Here is an 18261-nt window from a genome sequence, read left to right as displayed (position 1 = left end):
AAGCCCACTTTGCGACTGATGAGGTTGGAAACAGCAACGGCACAAAATCGTTCGGGAACGCTCCGTCGCGTCCAGCGTTGCAACTCCTACTCTCTTGATGAGAGAATGATGTTCTCATCGACTTGTGCTCCGGAGGAGACCTGTGCCTGAAGCCGTGATTGCGACGGCCCTCGCGCCGTAACGCCATCATGGACGTCCCTGATCTGATCACCAAGGCGCGCAACGGTTCTCCGCGTGCTGCCGGCCGGCTGCTCAGCCTGGTGGAGGGTGAACGCCGGGACGAGGTGCTGACCGCAATCGGCCCGGCCGAACCGGTCCGCGTGATCGGCATCACCGGCCCCCCGGGCGCCGGCAAGTCGACGACGATCGGTGCCCTCGTCGGCGCCTACCGCGAACACGATCAGCGGGTCGCCGTCCTGGCCGTGGATCCGTCGTCGCCGTTCAGCGGCGGCGCGCTGCTGGGCGACCGCATCCGAATGACCGCCCACATCAACGACTCCGACGTGCTCATCCGCTCGGTGGCAAGCCGGGGCCATCTCGGCGGCCTCGCCGCCGCCGTCCCCGGCGCGATAAGGCTACTGGGGGCCATCGGTTACGACATCGTCCTGCTGGAGACCGTCGGAGTGGGCCAGTCCGAGATCGAGATCGCCGCCGTCGCCGACCCCACCGTCGTCATCCTGAATCCCGGAGCGGGTGACGCGGTGCAGGCCGCCAAGGCGGGTCTGCTGGAAGTCGCCGACATCGTGGCCGTCAACAAAGCCGACCGCGACGGCGCCGAGCAGACCGTCCGCGATCTGCGGGCCGAGACCAGCGCACCGATCGTCAGCCTGATCGCGGCCCGCGGCGACGGACTCGACGATCTGGTGGCCGCCATCGACGCCCACCACCGCTCCGACAACCGGGCCCGGCGGCTGGCTCGCGCCCGGGCGCAGATCCTTTCGCTGGCGCAGACGCTGCTGCGGACCCGGACGGATCTGGATCTGCTCGCCGAGGCGGTGGTCGACGGACGCGACGATCCCTACACGGCTGCCGAGCGACTGCTGTCGCCCCGCCCGGACTGACCAGGGACAGCCAATCCGACGATCAGAGGACGGCGCGATTCAACCCCGGCAGTGACCGCTCAGCCGACAGGCGCGTGTCCCCCGATCGGCCGACCAACGTCCGCCACCGTTGCGCCCGATCGGTGGAGTTATCCAACCGTGATCGTCCCTAACGTTCGGAGGGTGACCACAGCGGCGCCACACGCAGCCAACGTTCAGACTCTCGACGAGCCCGTCGCGTACCGCCGAGCAGTGTGTGCCACCGGCGGCCTGCCCCCAACCGGAAAGTCCCGCGCCACAAGGGCACTGCGCAGCACCCGGTTGTTGCGGCACCGGACCACGGTGGGCGGCGACGACGCGCGGGCCGGTTATCCAGCGGCCATCTGGTTGCTGCTGGGCGGCAACTTCGTGGTGCGCGGCGCGGGCTTCGCCTATCCGTTCCTGGCCTACCACGTGGCCGGGCGCCATCATGCCGCGGACGCGGTGGGCGCGGTCCTGGCCGCGTTCGGGGTGGGCTGGGCGGTCGGCCAATTGCTGTGCGGATGGCTGGCGGACCGGATCGGGGCCCGACTGACGTTGGTGTCCACCATGCTGGTGGCCACCGCGGTGCTGGTGCTGATGGCGCAGGCGTGCAGCGTGCCTGCCCTCTTCTTCGGCGCGGTCATCACCGGCATCGTGTACGACGCGCCGCGGCCGGTGCTGGGTGCCGCGATCACCGACCTGGTTCCGGACCCGGAACGCCGGGCCAGACTCGACGCCTTTCGCTTCGGCTGGGTCGTGAGCATCGGGCGGGCCATCACCGGCGGGATCGGCGGGATGCTGGTCGGCGCGGTCGGTGTGCCGGTGCTGTTCTGGATCAATGCCGCGGGCTGCCTGACGTTCGCCGTTGTCGCGGGCTGCTGCATCCCCGGACACCGGCGCCGACCGGCGGCGGCCGGACCGAAGGCCCGAAACATCAGCTACCGCAGCGCATTCGCTGACCGCCGCCTCACGCTGCTGTTCGCCTCGAGCCTGGCCACGCTGATCGCGGTCCGCGGTCTGTACGCCGCCATCCCCATGCTGATGGCCGACCGCGGACTGGGCGCCGGCCAGTTCGGCTGGGCTCAACTGGCGAACGCGCTGGCGGGGCTCGCCCTGACCCCGGTGATCACCCCGTGGGTCGGCCGGAAGGTGGCGGCCCGGTTCCACCCCCGGCTCGACATCCTGGCCTTCGCCGGCCACTGGACGACGGTGAGCATGGGATGGGCCGCGCTGGCGCACACCACCCTCGACTTCAGCCTGGCCACCGCCTTGTCGACGCCGGGCGAGGTGGCCTGGTTCGTCATCGCGGCCGGCGTCGTGCACCGCATCGCACCGGTGGCCACCGGCGGCCGCTACCACGGGATCTGGTCGATGTCGGTGGCGGTGGCCTCGGTGATCGCCCCGATCCTGGCCTCCTACAGCCTGATTCACGGTGGTCACCAACTGGTCGCGATTGTCACGGTGTCGGCCGGAGTGCTCGGCGCCGCGCTGTGCCTGCCGCTGGCCCGGACTTTGCGCAAATCGGCCCCCAGGCCCGCCCGGCACGTCGCCTAAATCGTTGAGCAGCAATTAGAATCGGAGCGCGGATATTCGGCCGGCGCGTTCGGTTTCCAGCGTGAACGCACGCTGAGTAAGGTGTTTCGGTGGCATTGGCCAGCGACGTGGAATTCGAGCGGGTGCGCAGAAATCACCAACTGCGCTCCTACCGGGTCGTCGCCGTCCTGCGGATCGGCGTGCTGGCCTTCGTGATCGGCGCCATGGTGGTGGCCGCGCCCCGGTACGAATGGGGTAGCCAGATCGCCCTGGTGAGCCTGTACGGATTTGCCACGGTGTCTGCCCTGGTGCTGGCGTTCACGCGGTTCGACCGGCTCGGTATCGCCCGGTTCGGCGTCGGTCGAATGGAACCCTTCGCATTCACAGCCATCGACGTCATCGTGTTGACGGCCCTGCAGCTGATATCCAGTGACGGGATCTACCCGCTGCTGATCATGATCCTGCTGCCGGTGCTGGTAGGTGTGGACATGTCGACCCGGCGGGCGGCGGTGATCCTGTCCTTCACCGTGGTCGGGTTCGCGCTCGCCGGGATTCAGGACCACCTGCAGAAGCGGGCCATCGGGTGGCCCGACACCGCGTTCCTTTTCGGGCTCTACGCGTTCATGTGTGTGGCCGCTTTGGTGGCGGTGCGCATCGAGGAGCGGCATGCCCGCTCGATCGCCGGCCTGAGCGCGTTGCGCGAAGAGTTGTTGGCGCAGACCATGACCGCCTCGGAAGTGCTGCAGCGCCGGATTTCGGAGTCGATCCACGACGGGCCGCTGCAGGACGTACTGGTGGCCCGTCAGGAGCTCATCGAACTGCAACTCGAGGACCCCGACGACGACCGGGTCACGCGGGCGCTGACCGGATTGCAGAGCGCGTCGGACCGCTTGCGGCAGGCCACATTCGAGCTACACCCGGCCGTCCTCGAGCAGGTGGGGCTGGGCGCGGCGGTCGAGCAACTGGCCGGGTTCACCGCCAAGCGCTCGGGTATCGAGGTGACCACCGACATCGATTACCCGATCCGCAACGCCGTCGACCCGATCGTCTTCGGGGTGGCGCGGGAATTGCTGTCGAACGTGGTGCGGCACGCCCGGGCTACCAACGCCTGGGTGACGCTCGGTATCACCGACGACATGTGCGTGTTGAACGTGGCCGACGACGGGGTGGGGGTCAACAGCGACACCATGGCGCGCCGGCTGGGCGAGGGCCACATCGGTCTGGCGTCGCACCGGGCCCGCGTCGAAGCGGCCGGCGGCGCCTTCGTCTTCCTTGAAGCGGCCAACGGCACCCGCGTGTGCGTACAGGTGCCGCTGAAGAACTGACTGCGCCGCGCGCAGCGGGGTTCAGTCGAGCAGCTTCTGGCGCATTGCCTCGGCGACCGCGGCGGCGCGGTCGCTGACGCCGAGCTTCTCGTACAGGCGCTGCACATGCGTTTTGACCGTCGAGGGCGCCACATACAGTTCGGCCGCGATGGCGGGGATGCTCTGGCCGCGTGCGATGCGAATGAGCACCTCGCGTTCGCGCGCGCTGAGCACCGGAGCACTGGGGGCGGCCCGCTGACGGATCTCGCCGGCGAGTCCGCCAACCAGCGACGGAGCCACCACATCTCGGCCCTGTGCGCAATCGAGCACGGCCTTGACGATTTCGGTGCGTGTCGAGTCCTTGAGGAGAAAACCGGCCGCGCCCTGCTGCAGGGCCTGGTAGACGATCGCCGCCTCATCGTGCGCCGAGATCAACAACACCCGGGTCGGCAAGTCGAAGCTGCGCACGGCGGCCGCCACTTGCGCGCCGTCCATCCCCGGCATGCGGTAGTCGAGCAGGGCGACATCGGGCTTGTGCGTCTTGATCAATTCCAGCGCGGAGGAGCCGTCGTCGGCCTCGCCGACCACGTTCACCGAGCCACTCAGGGAGAGCGCGCGAACCACACCCTCGCGGAATAACGGGTGATCGTCACCGACTACTACCCGGACCTTTTCAGGGGTCGCAGCGCCGACCATGGCGAAAGTGTAGCGGCTGCCCGCAAAGATCCGACTGCTTTTGCCGACCTCGCGGCGTGGCAGCTTTTCGGGTTCCGATGAGTACGGTGTTCCTGTGGCGACCAGTGACGTCGAACTGGACCGGGTGCGCAGAGTGCACCGGTTGCGCTCCTACCGGATCGCCTCCGTGCTGCGGGTCGGGGTCGTCGGGCTGATGATCGCCGCCATGCTCATCGGCACCCGGCGGTCGGAGTGGGCCCAGCAAAGCGTCTTGATTGCCCTCTACGCCGGAATCGCGCTGTGCTCACTGGTATTGGCGTTCGCGCCGTCACGCGCCTGGGTCGGCATGGGACCCCTAGTCGGGATGCGTCGACTGGAGCCCTTCGCGTTCACCGCCATTGACGTGGTGGCGTTGACGGGTTACCAGATGTTGTCCACCGACGGCATTTATCCGCTGCTGATCATGACCCTGCTGCCGGTGTTGGTGGGCCTCGATGTGTCGACCCGGCGGGCTGCGGTGGTGCTGGCCTTCACCCTGGTCGGGTTCGCGCTTGCTGTCGTCGAGGATCCGGTGATGGTCCGGGCGATCGGCTGGCCGGAGGCCGTCTTCCGGTTCGCCTTGTATGCGTTCCTGTGCGGCACCGCACTGGTCGTGGTGCGCATCGAGGAGCGCCACGCGCACTCGGTCGCCGGCCTGAGCGCGTTACGCGAGGAGTTGTTGGCGCAGACGATGACCGCCTCGGAGGAGTTGCAGCGCCGAATCTCGGAATCCATCCACGACGGCCCGTTGCAGGATGTACTGGCCGCGCGCCAGGAGCTCATCGAACTGGAACTCGACCACCCCGACGACGAGCGGGTGAGCCGCGCGCTGGCCGGCCTGCAGAGCGCGTCGGAACGGTTGCGGCAAGCCACTTTCGAGTTGCACCCGGCAGTGCTGGAAGAGGTCGGGTTGGGGGCCGCGGTCGAGCAGCTCGCAGGTTTCACGGCACGGCGCTCGGGCATCAAGGTCACCACCGACATCGACTACCCGATACGTAACGCGATCGACCCGATCGTGTTCGGTGTGGTGCGGGAACTCTTGTCCAACGTGGTGCATCACTCCCAGGCCGAAACCGCCTCGGTGATGCTCGGGATCACCGACGAGATGTGCGTGCTGACCGTCGGCGACGATGGTGTGGGGGTCAACGGCGAGACGATGGCGCGGCGGCTGGGGGAGGGCCACATCGGCCTGGCTTCGCACCGCGCCCGGGTGGACGCCGCGGGCGGCACCTTCGTCTTCCTCGAAGCGCCCACCGGGACGCACGTGTGCGTCGAGGTGCCGCTCAAGGCTTGACGGATTCCCCGGTCGCGCAGGCGTAGCCGGCCCGGTAACCGAAAACCATTGCCGGACCCAGGGTTCCACCGGCACCGCCGTAGGCCCGACCGGTCGCCCCGCCCATCGCGTTGCCGGCGGCGAACAGGCCGGGGATCGGTTGGCCGCTGACGTGCAACACCCGGCCGTCGGGATCGGTCCGGGGACCGCCCTTGGTGCCCATCGAGCCCACGGACACGGGAACCGCGTAGAAGGGTGCGGTATCGATGGGCCCCAACGTCTTTCCGGCCAGGGTGGTGGCCCGGTCGTCGCCCCAGTAGCCGTCGTACGCGCTGGAGCCGCGCCCGAAGTCCGGGTCCGCGCCCGCGGCTACGTTGCGGTTCCACTGCTCGACGGTGCGGGTCAGCCCGGCGGCGTCGATGCCGGTTTTGGCGCCCAGTTCGGTGAGATCGGCCGACTCGCAGAACCAGTCCGGCACCGGTTCTCCCGGCGCGATGCCCAGAAATCCGTAGCTGCGCAGGTGAATCGAGTCGAAAACCATCCACGCGCGATCGTTGACGTAGCCGCCCCGGGGGTCGAGGTAGTGGAAGGCGCCGGCCATCGAGTTGTACTCGCCGGCCTCGTTGACGAACCGCCGGCCGGCCCGGTTGACGATGATGCTGCGCGGGCGGGTGCGTTCCAGTCGCACACTGCGGCTGCGCTGGCTGCCCTCGATGGTGTCGCCGGGGATGCGCACGATCGGCACCCACCAGGCCTCGCCCATATTGGACAGGTCGGCGCCCATCGCCATCGCCATGCGCAACCCGTCGCCGGTGTTGTTCGGCGGTGAAACGGCACCGTGCATCGGGCCGCGCAGAAAGGCCTTGACCAGCAATGGATCCCACTCGAATCCGCCGGTGCCCAGGATCACCCCGCGGCGTGCGCGTACGTCCATACTCTGTTCGGGACCGGTGATCCGGACGCCGGTGACGGTCCCGTCGTCCACGATGAGTTCGGTGGCCCGGGAGTTGGCGCACGGCGCCACTCCGACGTCCAGCAAGCCCTTGAGCAGGCCGGCGATCAGCGCGGTGCCCGCCACACACAAGTCGCCGGAACGCGCTATGTCGGCGTGCAGCCGGGCTCTGGTCTCGGCGTCGAACCCGACGTTGGACCAGTCGGCGGGGAACGCGGTGATGCGGGTGGCCCAGTCGCCGATCCGGCTCAGGTCGAACGGCGCCGCACTCAGTGAACGGCCGCCGCCGGGTTGGCCGCCCGGAAGTTCGGGCTGGTAGTCGGGAAACCCGTCGGCGATCTCGAAGCGCAGGCCGCTGTACTTCTCGACGAAGTCGAGCATCGACGGCCCGGTCCGCACGAATGTCTCGACCAGGGTGTCGTCCATTGAGCCGAAAGACTGTGCGCGCAAGTATTGCAACGCGTCATCGACCGTCAATTCGCCTGCGGGAGAGCGGTTGTGGGCCGGGATCCAGGCGATCCCGCCGGACACCGCGGTGGTTCCGCCGATGGTTTCGGATTTCTCGAACACGCCGACCGTGGCACCCGCGATCGCGGCGGTCAGCGCGGCGGTCAGGCCGGCGCCGCCGCTGCCGAGCACGACGACATCGTATTCGTGGTCCCAGAACCGGTTTTCACCCTGCGGCATGCCTTGAAGTCCCTTCAGCTCAGCAACGCGGACAACTGCTCTGCGGCCTTGATGACCGCGTCCTTGCCGCGCATCACCACGTCTTCGCGGTGGGAGATCAGATTGATACAGGTCGGCGGTGCCGGCGCTGGGCGACGGACCGGCACCGCCAGTCCATACGTGTTGGGCTCGATCTCGCCGTGGGTGGTGACCCACCCGCGCTGGCGCGCCGCGCTGACCAGGTCCCGCTCGCCCGGGCGTGGCGGCATGTTCGCCAGCAGGGCTATCCCCGCCGCGCCACGGTCCAGCGGGTAGCGGCTGCCTTCGTGGAAGGCGAGCTGATAGGCGACCTGGGTCGGCACGATCACCGCGATAGCCACCTGCTCGTCTCCCTCGGCGATCAGCAGCGACACCGTGGTGCCCAGTTCGTCGGCCAGCGAGCGCAGTGTGGGCAGACAGAGTTGACGGACGTTGTGGTCGAACGACGCGCCGAGTGCGGCCAGGCCGGCGGCCGGCCGGAAGCGGCCGTCCTCGCCCTTGGAGACCAGCCGAAATTCCGCCAGGGTGGCCAGCAACCGGTAGGCGATGGTGCGATGCACACCGACCTGATCGGCGACCTCTTGCATGGTCAGGCCCCTCGGGGAGGACGCCACCAGTTGCAGCGCGGTGAGGCCTCTGGCCAGTGTCTGCGAACCCGTCACGGTCTTGACAGACCTTTCGGTGAGAGCGAAGCTCTATATATAACGCACATTAGTGTGCGATATTAGCACACGCAAGATGTCGAAAACGAGAACCATATTTTCTCCGGAAGGAACCGTGACCGAGTTCGAGAGCGTGTGGAGCGACCTGCAGGGTGTCCCGTTTTCGCAGGGCTATCTGTCGGCCGGTGGCGTCCGCACCCGCTACCTGCAGGCGGGCGAGCCCGGTCAGCCGGTGCTGATCCTGCTGCACGGCTCGGGCGGGCACGCCGAGGCATACGTGCGCAACCTGGCCGCGCACGCCGAGCACTTCTGGACCTGGTCGATCGACATGCTGGGGCACGGGTACACCGACAAGCCGGGTCACCCGCTGGAGATCCGCCACTATGTCGAACACCTGATGGCGGTGGTGCGCACCATCGGAGCCGACCGCATTCATCTGAGCGGCGAATCGCTGGGCGGCTGGGTGGCCGCCCGTGCCGCCATCGACCACCCAGACATCATCGACCGGTTGGTCCTCAATACCGCCGGCGGCTCGCAGGCGGACCCGGCGGTGATGAAACGAATCATCACGTTGTCCATGGCCGCCGCGGAGGATCCGACGTGGGAGACCGTGCAGGCCCGCATCAAGTGGTTGATGGCGGACAAGTCCAAGGACTACGACGACCTGGTCGCCAGCCGGCAACGCATCTACCGGCAACCGGGCTTCGTGGCGGCGATGCGCGACATCATGGCGCTGCAAGACCCCGAGATCCGGGCCCGAAACCTGCTGGGGCCAAACGAATACGGGTCCATCACCGCGCCGACGCTGGTCCTGTGGACCAGCGATGATCCCACCGCCGACGTGCCCGAGGGACGTCGCATGGCGTCGATGATCCCCGGCGCCCGGTTCGAGGTGATGCCGGGTTGTGGTCACTGGCCTCAGTACGAGGACGCCAAGACGTTCAACCGCCTGCATCTCGACTTCCTGCTGGACCGCTGATGGCCGGCGACGGACACGGGACGGACGTCGACGTACTGGTGGTCGGTGCCGGGCCGGTCGGTCTGACCTTGGCCAATATCCTTGGCCTGCAGGGTGTCCGGACCCTGGTGGCTGAGGAGCGCGCCACGCTGATCGACTATCCCCGGGGGGTGGGCCTCGACGACGAAGGTCTGCGGACCTTCCAGTCCATCGGACTGGTGGAACACGTGCTGCCGCACACCGTCCCGAATCAGATCCTGCGGTTCTACGACGCCAAGCGGCGCGTGCTCGCCGAAATGGCGCCGCCGGATTCACGATTCGGCTGGCCCAAGCGCAACGGGTTCGTGCAGCCGTTGGTGGACGCCGAATTGTTGCGCGGACTGGACCGATTCGGCCACGTCGAGGTGCGCTGGAACAGCCCGATGGTCCGATGTGCGCAGGCCGACGACGGGGTGCATGCCGAACTCGGCGGTGCGAATCCGTTGGCGGTGCGGGCACGGTACGTCGTGGGCTGCGACGGCGGACGCAGCGTCACCCGCGGCATGATGGGCGTGTCGTTCGACGGCACCACGTCACCGACCAGGTGGCTGGTGGTCGACATCGCCAACGACCCGCTGGGACACCCGAACAGTGAAGTCGGCGCCGACCCGGAACGCCCGTACGCCTCCATCTCGATCGCCCACGGAATTCGGCGGTTCGAGTTCATGATTCATGCTGAGGAGACCGACGAACAGGCCGAGGACCCGGCCTTCCTGCGGCAGATGCTGGCACGCATGGTGCCCTATCCCGATCGGGTCGAGGTCATCCGTCGCCGGGTTTACACCCACCACTCGCGGATCGCCGGCAACTTCCGCAATGGCCGGATGCTGCTCGCCGGGGACGCGGCGCACCTGATGCCGGTGTGGCAGGGGCAGGGCTACAACAGCGGCATCCGCGACGCCGCCAATCTCGGGTGGAAGCTGTCCGCGGTGATCCGGGGCAAGGCCGCTGAGGCGTTGCTGGACACCTATGACGTGGAGCGGCGCAAGCACGCGCGGGCGATGATCGACCTGTCCACCATGGTGGGCCGGGTCATCTCGCCGACCAATCGCCGGGTCGCCAGGGCACGCGACGCGGTGATCCGGTCGGCGTCAATTGTGCCGTCCCTCAAGCGGTATGTGCTGGAGATGAGGTTCAAGCCGATGCCGCGCTACGAGCAGGGGGCAGTGGCTCACCCGGCCGGTGCGGCCCCGCGGCCGGGTTCGCCGACCGGCACCCTATTCGTTCAGCCGAGGGTCGACACCCGGACTCAACGCGACGTGCTGCTCGACGATGTGCTGGGCAACTGGTTCGCCGTGCTGTGCTGGAACAACGATCCCCGGAAGATCCTCGGCGAGCGTGCGTTCGCTGACTGGAAAGCGTTGGGGGCCCGTTTCGTTGCGCTGCGACCGCTGACTCAGCTCGGGTGGACCGGACAGGATGACGCCGACGTGGTGATCGTCGGCGACCGCGGCGGGCACCTCAAAGCCTGGTTCGACCAGCATGAGGAGTCGGTGGTGTTCCTGCGGCCCGATCGGTGCATCGCCGGCGCCTGCATCGCACAGCGCTCCGCCGAGTTGAGCGCCGCCCTGATCGACGCGCTCTCGCTGACGCCGGAAGGGGGTGAATCGGACAGTGCCACTGGCTCTCTGCTGTATGTCCCACAGCCCGCTGCTGAATCTACCGGGGCCGCCGCGGGATCTGCTTGACGACGTCGGCGCCGGGATCGCGCAGGCCCGGGACTTCGTCGCCGATTTCGATCCCGAGCTGGTGGTCATCTTCTCCCCGGATCACTACAACGGGTTCTTCTACAAGGTGATGCCGTCGTTCTGTATCGGCTTGCAGGCCAATGGAGTCGGCGATTACGGCACCTATGCCGGCCGGTTGCCCGTTGCGGAGGACACCGCCGGGGATTGCGCGAAGGCCGTCCTCGGCGTCGGCGTCGACATTGCGATATCGGCGAGCATGGACGTCGATCACGGCACCGTTCAGCCGCTGGAGAAGCTGTTCGGTTGTGCCACGGCGGTTCCCGTGATTCCGATCTTCATCAACGCGGTCGCCGAACCGCTGGGTCCCCTGCACCGGTGCCGGTCCCTGGGGACCGCCGTGGGCGGTTTTCTGGCCACCCTGGATAAGCGGGTGCTGGTGCTCGGATCGGGTGGGTTGTCACACAGCCCTCCGGTGCCCACCCTGGCGACCGCCGCTGCGGCCCAGTTGGAGCGGATCGTGCACGGGCGGCCCCTGAGCACCGAGCAGCGGGAGGCCCGTCAAGCCCAGGTGATCGAGGCGGCCAGGAACTTCGCCGGCGGTGCCGGCGATCTGCAACCCCTCAACCCCGCGTGGGATCAACGATTCCTCGACATCGTCGACAGCGGTCACCTGGCCGATCTCGACCGCTGGTCGAACACCTTCGTGACACAGGAGGGCGGCAGCTCGGCGCACGAAATACGCACCTGGATAGCCGCTTTCGCGGCGCTGGCCACGGTCGGCCGCTACCGCACCGCGGTGCGCTACTACAAACAGGCCGCCGACCTGATCGCCGGATTCGCCATCCGGACGGCGGTGCCGGTCGAATGACGTCCTTTGATGACTTCGACCACGTGGTGGACGTGCTGGTCGTCGGTTCCGGCGGCGGCGGCATGACGGCCGCGCTGACCGCGGCATCCTGCGGACTGGACGCGCTGGTCATCGAGAAGTCGCCGCAGTTCGGTGGTTCCACCGCACTGTCGGGCGGCGGCATCTGGGTACCCGGTGCTCCCGCGCAGCGCCGGGCGGGCTACTCGCCGGCACCCGAGGACGTGGTCCGCTACCTGCAGCAGATCACCGAGGGTCTGGTCAGTGCGGCACGGATCCGCCAGTACGTGGACTCGGCGCCGCAGATGCTGGAGTTCCTGGAAGGGCTGAGCCCCTGGCTCGAATTCGTCTGGAAGCCCGGCTACGCCGACTACTACCCGGAGTTGGCGGGCGGTTCGGAACTCGGCAGCACCATCAACGTGCCGCCGATCGACCTGCGGGAACTCGGCGCCGACGAGACCACCCTGCTGCAGCCGCTGGCACTGGCACCCAAGGGCATCTGGCTGGGCCCCAAGGAACTGCGGTCCTTCTACCTGATTCGGCAGTCCTGGGCCGGCAAAGCCGTTCTGGTGAAATTGATCTCACGGATGGTGCGGGCGCGTGTGTTCGGCGAGCGGATTGCCGCCATCGGGCAGTCCCTGGCCGCGCGGCTGCGACTGGCGATGAAGGAGCGCGGCATCCCGCTGTGGCTGGACACTCCGTTGCACGAGCTTGTGACCGACGCGGACGGATCGGTGATCGGCGCCCTGGTGCACCGGGACGGCAGGCAACAGCGGATCGGATCGCGCCGAGGGGTCATCCTGGCCTCCGGCGGTTTCGATCACGACATGGCCTGGCGCAAGGAGTATCAACCGGTGGTGGACCAGGACTGGAGCTTCGGCAATCCGGCGGCCGTGGGTGACGGCATCCGCGCCGGGCAGCGGGTCGGCGCCGCCGCGGACCTGCTCGACGAGGCGTGGTGGTTTCCCGCCATCCAATGGCCGGACGGGCGAATGCAATTCATGCTCAACGAGCGCATGATGCCCTCGCAGTTCATCGTCAACGGGGACGGCAAGCGGTTCATCAACGAAGCGGCCCCCTACATGGACTTCGGTCACGCCATGATCGCGGGCCACAAAACCGGCGTCACGCACATCCCGTGCTGGCTGATCACCGATCATCGGTCCTTCAACCGTTACGTCGTCGGCGGGCACCTGCCGATACCGAAGGTCCCGGGCGCACCGGTGCCCACCGGACGCAAGATCCCGAAGGCGTGGCTAGAATCCGGCGTCGTCAAATCCGCATCCAGCTGGGCGGAATTGGCGGGCAAGATCGATGTTCCGGCAACGCAACTGAGGGCCACCGCTGCCCGCTTCAACGAACTGGCCCGCGCCGGACACGACGACGACTTCAACCGCGGCGACAGCGTCTACGACAACTACTATGGCGACCCCACGCTGCCCAACCCCAACCTGTATCCCCTGGGCGACCCGCCGTATTACGCGTTCCGGATCGTTCCCGGTGACCTCGGCACGTCCGGTGGCCTGCGCACCGACGAGTTCGCCCGGGTGCTACGGCCCGACGACACCGTGGTGCCGGGGCTCTACGCGGTGGGCAATACCGCGGCACCGGTCATGGGACGCAGCTATGCCGGCGCTGGGGCGACCATCGGACCGGCCATGACCTTCGGTTTCGTGGCCGCCAAACACCTTGCCACCCAGACCCTTAACGCTCATAGGAGGTAGTCATGAAAATTTCCCTGTTCTACGAGTTCGCCCTGCCCCGGCCCTGGGTCCCCGACGACGAGCGGCAGATGCTGCAGGACTGCCTCGACGAGGTCGAAGCCGCCGACAAGGCCGGCTTCTCCACCGTCTGGCTCACCGAGCACCACTTCCTCGAGGAGTACTGTCACTCCACGGCTCCGGAGATGTTCCTGGCCGCGGCCAGCCAGCGCACCAAGAACATCCGGCTGGGCTTCGGCATCATGCACCTGCCACCGGTCGTCAACCACCCCGCCCGGGTCGCCGAGCGCATCGCCACCCTGGACCTGATCTCAAACGGCCGAGTCGAATTCGGCACCGGCGAGTCCTCCTCGGTCGGTGAGCTCGGCGGCTTCAACATCGACCCCGCCGACAAGCGGGCGCAGTGGGAGGAGGCCCTCGAGGTCTCGATCCGCTGCATGGTCGAAGAGCCCTTCACCGGTTTCAAAGGCGAGCACATCGAAATGCCCGCCCGCAACGTCATACCCAAGCCGCTGCAGAAGCCGCACCCGCCGGTCTGGGTGGCCTGCACGCGGCCCGCCAGCGTGCAGATGGCGGCCCAGAAGTGCATCGGCGCACTGAGTTTCGCCTATACCGGACCGGGCCCGCTCACCGAGCGGGTGAACGGTTACTACAAAGAATTCGAAGAGAACGGAGTCCCGGTCACCCCGCAGATCAACCCGAACATCCTGGCCATCGGCGGCGACCTGTCGATGATGGTCGCTGAAACCGACGAGCTGGCGCTGCAGCGCCTCGGAAAGGGCGGCGGGTTCTTCTCGTTCGGCATCATGCACTACTACATGACCGGTGTGCACACACCCGGGCGCACCGGGGTGTGGGACCGCTATCTCGAAGAGGTCGAGAAGGACCCGACCCTGGCCTACGGTCCCGGACGCGGCGCGATCGGGTCACCGGCCACCGTGCGAGAGTTCCTGCGCGGCTACGAGGAGAGCGGCGTCGACGAGATCATCCTGCTGCTCAACCCGCGCAGTCACGAGGGCACGATGGAATCCATCGAGCTGATGGGCAAAGAGGTACTGCCCGAGTTCATCGAGCGTGACGAGAAGGCGGTGGCCGAGAAGGACGCGAGACTGGCGCCGGTGATCGAGAAGGTGGAGGCGCGACGGCCCGAGTCCACGATTCCGCCCTTCGACGAAAACTACTCGTTCGGTGGGTTGCCGACCGGGCGGGGCGGTAAGTTCACCGCCAGCGAGATCCCCGAGGCGATGGCCGAGATCAACGAAGGCCGGGTGCAGGCGGCGCAGCGGTTGAAGGAGCAACAGGCACAGTGACACCGAAGGCTGCCTGACCGGTGGCGCGAGTCGAGGAGTTGTGGCGCTACGACGGTCGCCGCGCCGTGGTGACGGGTTGCGCGTCGGGCATCGGTGCCCGGGTGGCGCAGCAACTCAACGAACTCGGCGCGCAGGTCATCGGGCTGGACCGGTCACCTGCACCGGGAGTCAGCGACTTTCACCGGATTGACCTGTCGGATCGGGCATCGATCGATCAGGCGGTCGCGTCCATCGAAGGTCCGGTGGACGCGCTGTTCAATGTCGCCGGGGTGTCCTCCGGCATCGGCGACCCGCTGCTCGTGGTCACCATCAACTTCCTGGGACTACGTCATCTCACCGAGGCACTGCTACCGCGGATGCCCGCGGGTTCGTCGATCGTGAGCGTGTCGTCGCTGGCGGCGGCCGCTTACCGGGAACATGGGCAGCAGGTCGCACCGCTGCTGCGCACCGCGACGATGCAGGAGGGGGTGCGGTGGTGTGAAAGCCACCCCGACGCCGTGGGCACCGGGTACCAAATCTCGAAGGAAGCCATCATTCTCTACACCATGCGCAGCGTCGTCGAACTCGGTAAGCGGGGCATCCGGATCAACTGCACCGGCCCCGGGGTCACCGAAACCCCGATCCTCGACCAGCTGCGCACCGCCTACGGACCGGCCTACCTCGACGACATCGCCAAGCCGCTGGGGCGGGTCAGCGACCCCGACGAACAGGCCTCGGTGCTGGTGTTCCTCAATAGTCCTGCGGCCAGCTACATTTCGGGTCAGGTTGTGTGGGTGGACGGCGGGAACACCGGCGCCGCCACTGCCGCAGCACTGCAGGAGGGACAGGCTTGATGGCTGACATGGCCGACTTCCGGCGGACCGCAAAGGATCTCAGCAACTGGGGCAGGTGGGGCTCCGACGATGAACTGGGCACCCTGAACTTCATCACCCCCGAGAAGGTGCGGCAGGCGGCCGGCCTGGTCCGGCACGGCAAGGTGTTTCCGCTCGGCGTGGACTTCGGTTCGTCCGGCCCGCAGGGTGCCTTCGGCTTCCGGCACAACCCCATTCACGTGATGACGGTGGACGGCGGTGACGCGAACTCGCTGACGCAGTACGGACCCGGGTGGGACAAGAACCCGACCGCGGCGCAACTGAGCAGCTATGTGACCGACAGCCCGTTCCGGTTCAACGACGACATGGTCATCATGCCGCTGCAGGCCGCCACCCAGTGGGATGCCCTGTCGCACGTGTACTACGAGGACCAGCTCTACAACGGCTTCCCGGCGGACTCGGTGACAAGCCTCGGCGCCTTCCACTGCGGCATCGACAAGGTCGACGTCAAGGGCATCACCTCACGCGGTGTGCTGCTGGACCTGGTGCGCCACCGCGGTGCGGAAGTGTTTCTGGAACACGGAAACCCGATCATGCCGGCGGAATTGGACGACGTGGCCCGCGCGCAGGGCGTGCGGATCGAGAGTGGCGACATCGTGCTGATCCGAACGGGTTGGTGGACACGGTTTCTGATGACCGGCGACAAGGTGGAGCCCTACTCCGGCCTGGACTGGACCTGCGCTGCGTGGCTGCACCACAACGAGGTCGCCGCGGTGGCTTCAGACAACCTGCAGGTCGAGGATCCGGTATCCGGCGTCGAGGGATTGTTCCTGCCGTTCCACCTGCTGTGCCTGCGCGATATGGGGTTGATGCTGGGCGAGTACTGGGATCTCACCGCGCTGGCCGAGGACTGCGCGGCTGACGGCGTCTACGAGTTCCAGCTCATCGCGCCGCCGCTGAGGTTCACCGGCGCGGTCGGCTCGCCGGTGAATCCGATCGCGATCAAGTGATGCAGATGCAGCGCAAAGCTGTCGAAATCGACGGACTGGCAACGAGTTACCTGGAGGCTGGCAGCGGCGAGCCGGTGGTGCTCCTGCACGGTGGTGAGTTCGGTGCCAGCGCCGAGTTGGGCTGGGAACGCAACATCGGTGCGTTGGCCGCCCACCACCGGGTGCTGGCGCCGGATCAGCTCGGCTTCGGCCAATCGGCCAAGGTCATCGACTTCGTCAACAGCCGCGCCATGCGGATCCGGCACGTGGCACGGTTCTGTGAAGTGGTGGGCGTCGAGTCGGCGCACTTCGCCGGAAACTCGATGGGCGCCATCAACTTACTCGTCGACGCCACCTCGGAGGCGCCGCTGCTGCCGGTCCGCAGCATGGCGATCATCTGCGGTGGCGGGGAGATTCAGCAGAACCACCACTTCGAAGCGCTGCAAAGCTACGACGCGACGCTGCCTGCGATGCGCAGCATCGTCGAGGCGCTGTTCTACAACGCCGCGTACCCGACTGACGAGGATTACGTCTGGCGCCGCTTCGAGTCGAGCACCGCGCCCGGCGCGTGGGAGGCGGTGGCCGCGGCGCGCTTCCGCCGGCCCAACGCACCGTCCCCCTCGGCGCCGACCAGTGCCCGGGCGTACGAGCGGATCCGGGTGCCGACGCTGGTGATCGAGGGTGGCGGCGACAAACTCCTGCCGCCCGGGTGGGCTGCGCAGATCGCCGGCCAGATCGCCGACGCCCGTTCGGTGGTCATCGACGATGCGGGGCATTGCCCGCAGATCGAGCAGGCGGCGCTGGTCAACGCGCTGTTGGTGGAATTCTTCCGCGAGGTGTCCGTCAAGGCGCCACTAGAGATCACGAACACCCAGACATCATGAGCACCAAGGAGAGCCGCCAGATGAACTCGACCCAACTAGCCGACAAGGTCGTCCTGATCAGTGGCGGCGCAAGGGGACTCGGCGCGGCATTCGGCAACTGGGTCATCGCCCGCGGCGGACGCGTGGTGCTCGCCGATGTGCTCGATGACCCCGGCAGGTCACTGGCCGACGAACTCGGTTCCGCGGCACGTTACGTCCACCTCGACGTGACCGATCCAGCGCAGTGGACACAGGCGGTGGCACACGCCACGGCCGAATTCGGCCGACTGGACGGGCTGGTCAACAACGCCGGCGTGTCGACGGGGCAGTTCATCGAGCGCGAGCCCATCGACCATTTTCGGGCGGTGCTGGAGGTCAACCTGGTGGGGGTGTTCAACGGTATCCAGGCTGTCATCCCCACGATGCGCTCCGGGGGCGGCGGATCGATCGTCAATATCTCCTCCGCCGCAGGTCTTTTCGGGCTTGCATTCACCGCGGGTTACGGTGCGTCGAAGTGGGGGGTGCGCGGTCTGACCAAGGTCGCCGCGGTCGAGCTGGCCGGTGACCGCATCCGGGTCAACTCGGTTCATCCGGGCATGACATATACGCCGATGACCGAACCGGTGGGAGTCCAGGTGGGTGAGGGCAATTACCCCAACACGCCGATGGGCCGGATCGGCGTCCCCGATGAGATCGCCGGTGCCGTCGGTTATCTGCTTTCCGATGACGCCGCGTACACCACCGGAGCGGAGATCGCGGTCGACGGCGGCTGGACGGCCGGGCCCACCATGAAATATGCGATGGGTCAGTGA

General features: G+C 67.5%; 16 protein-coding genes. 13 read left to right on the top strand and 3 right to left on the bottom strand.

Annotation, left to right across the window (positions count from 1 at the left end):
- Window positions 1-188 precede the first annotated feature (188 nt).
- The 3 genes from C0J29_RS26320 (at window position 189) to C0J29_RS26310 (ending at window position 3919) form a co-directional block, all read left to right on the top strand.
- Entirely contained in the window at window positions 189-1061 is an 873-nt protein-coding gene (locus C0J29_RS26320) for an ArgK/MeaB family GTPase (protein ID WP_120794024.1), read from the top strand.
- Between the two features lie 300 nt (window positions 1062-1361).
- Entirely contained in the window at window positions 1362-2615 is a 1254-nt protein-coding gene (locus C0J29_RS26315) for an MFS transporter (RefSeq protein ID WP_242460677.1), read from the top strand.
- 89 nt (window positions 2616-2704) lie between these two features.
- The gene (locus C0J29_RS26310) at window positions 2705-3919 is read left to right on the top strand and encodes a sensor histidine kinase (RefSeq protein ID WP_120794023.1); all 1215 of its coding nucleotides are present in this window, start codon (window positions 2705-2707) and stop codon (window positions 3917-3919) included.
- 21 nt (window positions 3920-3940) lie between these two features.
- Here C0J29_RS26310 and narL read toward each other — a convergent pair whose 3' ends face one another.
- Window positions 3941-4594, bottom strand: coding sequence for a two-component system response regulator NarL (gene narL / locus C0J29_RS26305; RefSeq protein WP_065045270.1), 654 nt, complete (start codon window positions 4592-4594; stop codon window positions 3941-3943).
- 94 nt (window positions 4595-4688) lie between these two features.
- Here narL and C0J29_RS26300 point away from each other — a divergent pair, with 94 nt between their 5' ends.
- On the top strand, window positions 4689-5906 hold the full coding sequence (locus tag C0J29_RS26300; RefSeq protein ID WP_065045269.1) for a sensor histidine kinase: 1218 nt from the start codon (window positions 4689-4691) through the stop codon (window positions 5904-5906).
- On the opposite strand, the gene C0J29_RS26295 is transcribed toward C0J29_RS26300, so the two are convergent.
- Window positions 5896-7524, bottom strand: a complete 1629-nt coding sequence (locus C0J29_RS26295) for an FAD-dependent oxidoreductase (RefSeq protein WP_065164222.1) — start codon at window positions 7522-7524, stop codon at window positions 5896-5898. The genes C0J29_RS26300 and C0J29_RS26295 overlap by 11 nt on opposite strands.
- A 14-nt stretch (window positions 7525-7538) precedes the next feature.
- Window positions 7539-8204, bottom strand: a complete 666-nt coding sequence (locus C0J29_RS26290) for an IclR family transcriptional regulator (RefSeq protein WP_065045267.1) — start codon at window positions 8202-8204, stop codon at window positions 7539-7541.
- 115 nt (window positions 8205-8319) lie between these two features.
- Here C0J29_RS26290 and C0J29_RS26285 point away from each other — a divergent pair, with 115 nt between their 5' ends.
- The 9 genes from C0J29_RS26285 to C0J29_RS26245 are packed head-to-tail and all read left to right on the top strand — an operon-like array spanning window position 8320 to window position 18261.
- Window positions 8320-9183 carry an alpha/beta fold hydrolase gene (locus C0J29_RS26285; RefSeq protein ID WP_120794021.1) on the top strand — a complete coding sequence of 288 codons (864 nt, stop codon included), beginning with the start codon at window positions 8320-8322 and terminating at the stop codon, window positions 9181-9183.
- A complete protein-coding gene (locus C0J29_RS26280) occupies window positions 9183-10889 on the top strand; it encodes a bifunctional 3-(3-hydroxy-phenyl)propionate/3-hydroxycinnamic acid hydroxylase (protein ID WP_120794020.1) in 1707 nt (568 codons plus the stop codon). Before C0J29_RS26285 ends, C0J29_RS26280 begins: the two co-directional genes overlap by 1 nt.
- Window positions 10837-11757 carry a 3-carboxyethylcatechol 2,3-dioxygenase gene (locus C0J29_RS26275; protein ID WP_242460552.1) on the top strand — a complete coding sequence of 307 codons (921 nt, stop codon included), beginning with the start codon at window positions 10837-10839 and terminating at the stop codon, window positions 11755-11757. The genes C0J29_RS26280 and C0J29_RS26275 overlap by 53 nt, the downstream gene beginning before the upstream one ends.
- Window positions 11754-13478, top strand: coding sequence for an FAD-binding protein (locus C0J29_RS26270; protein WP_120794018.1), 1725 nt, complete (start codon window positions 11754-11756; stop codon window positions 13476-13478). Before C0J29_RS26275 ends, C0J29_RS26270 begins: the two co-directional genes overlap by 4 nt.
- A gap of 2 nt (window positions 13479-13480) precedes the next feature.
- A complete protein-coding gene (locus C0J29_RS26265; protein ID WP_120794017.1) occupies window positions 13481-14785 on the top strand; it encodes an LLM class flavin-dependent oxidoreductase in 1305 nt (434 codons plus the stop codon).
- A 20-nt stretch (window positions 14786-14805) separates the two neighbouring features.
- Window positions 14806-15618, top strand: a complete 813-nt coding sequence (locus C0J29_RS26260) for a coniferyl-alcohol dehydrogenase (protein ID WP_120794016.1) — start codon at window positions 14806-14808, stop codon at window positions 15616-15618.
- Window positions 15618-16607 (top strand): cyclase family protein, encoded by a 990-nt coding sequence (locus C0J29_RS26255; protein ID WP_120794015.1) that lies wholly within the window; start codon window positions 15618-15620, stop codon window positions 16605-16607. The genes C0J29_RS26260 and C0J29_RS26255 overlap by 1 nt, the downstream gene beginning before the upstream one ends.
- Entirely contained in the window at window positions 16607-17470 is an 864-nt protein-coding gene (locus C0J29_RS26250; RefSeq protein WP_120794014.1) for an alpha/beta fold hydrolase, read from the top strand. Before C0J29_RS26255 ends, C0J29_RS26250 begins: the two co-directional genes overlap by 1 nt.
- The gene (locus C0J29_RS26245; RefSeq protein WP_371872465.1) at window positions 17467-18261 is read left to right on the top strand and encodes an SDR family oxidoreductase; all 795 of its coding nucleotides are present in this window, start codon (window positions 17467-17469) and stop codon (window positions 18259-18261) included. The genes C0J29_RS26250 and C0J29_RS26245 overlap by 4 nt, the downstream gene beginning before the upstream one ends.

The sequence above is a fragment of the Mycobacterium paragordonae genome, from assembly GCF_003614435.1.
Taxonomy (GTDB): domain Bacteria; phylum Actinomycetota; class Actinomycetes; order Mycobacteriales; family Mycobacteriaceae; genus Mycobacterium; species Mycobacterium paragordonae.
This window is presented reverse-complemented; position numbering and strand designations above follow the sequence as displayed.

Bases quoted from the DNA above. Each gene is read 5' to 3' on its own strand.
- C0J29_RS26245 (WP_371872465.1), top strand. From the start codon at position 17,467: ATGAGCACCAAGGAGAGCCGCCAGATGAACTCGACCCAACTAGCCGAC.
- C0J29_RS26255 (WP_120794015.1), top strand. From the start codon at position 15,618: ATGGCTGACATGGCCGACTTCCGGCGGACCGCAAAGGATCTCAGCAAC.
- C0J29_RS26275 (WP_242460552.1), top strand. From the start codon at position 10,837: ATGTCCCACAGCCCGCTGCTGAATCTACCGGGGCCGCCGCGGGATCTG.
- C0J29_RS26320 (WP_120794024.1), top strand. From the start codon at position 189: ATGGACGTCCCTGATCTGATCACCAAGGCGCGCAACGGTTCTCCGCGT.
- C0J29_RS26295 (WP_065164222.1), bottom strand. From the start codon at position 7,524: ATGCCGCAGGGTGAAAACCGGTTCTGGGACCACGAATACGATGTCGTC.
- narL (WP_065045270.1), bottom strand. From the start codon at position 4,594: ATGGTCGGCGCTGCGACCCCTGAAAAGGTCCGGGTAGTAGTCGGTGAC.
- C0J29_RS26270 (WP_120794018.1), top strand. From the start codon at position 11,754: ATGACGTCCTTTGATGACTTCGACCACGTGGTGGACGTGCTGGTCGTC.
- C0J29_RS26265 (WP_120794017.1), top strand. From the start codon at position 13,481: ATGAAAATTTCCCTGTTCTACGAGTTCGCCCTGCCCCGGCCCTGGGTC.
- C0J29_RS26250 (WP_120794014.1), top strand. From the start codon at position 16,607: ATGCAGATGCAGCGCAAAGCTGTCGAAATCGACGGACTGGCAACGAGT.
- C0J29_RS26280 (WP_120794020.1), top strand. From the start codon at position 9,183: ATGGCCGGCGACGGACACGGGACGGACGTCGACGTACTGGTGGTCGGT.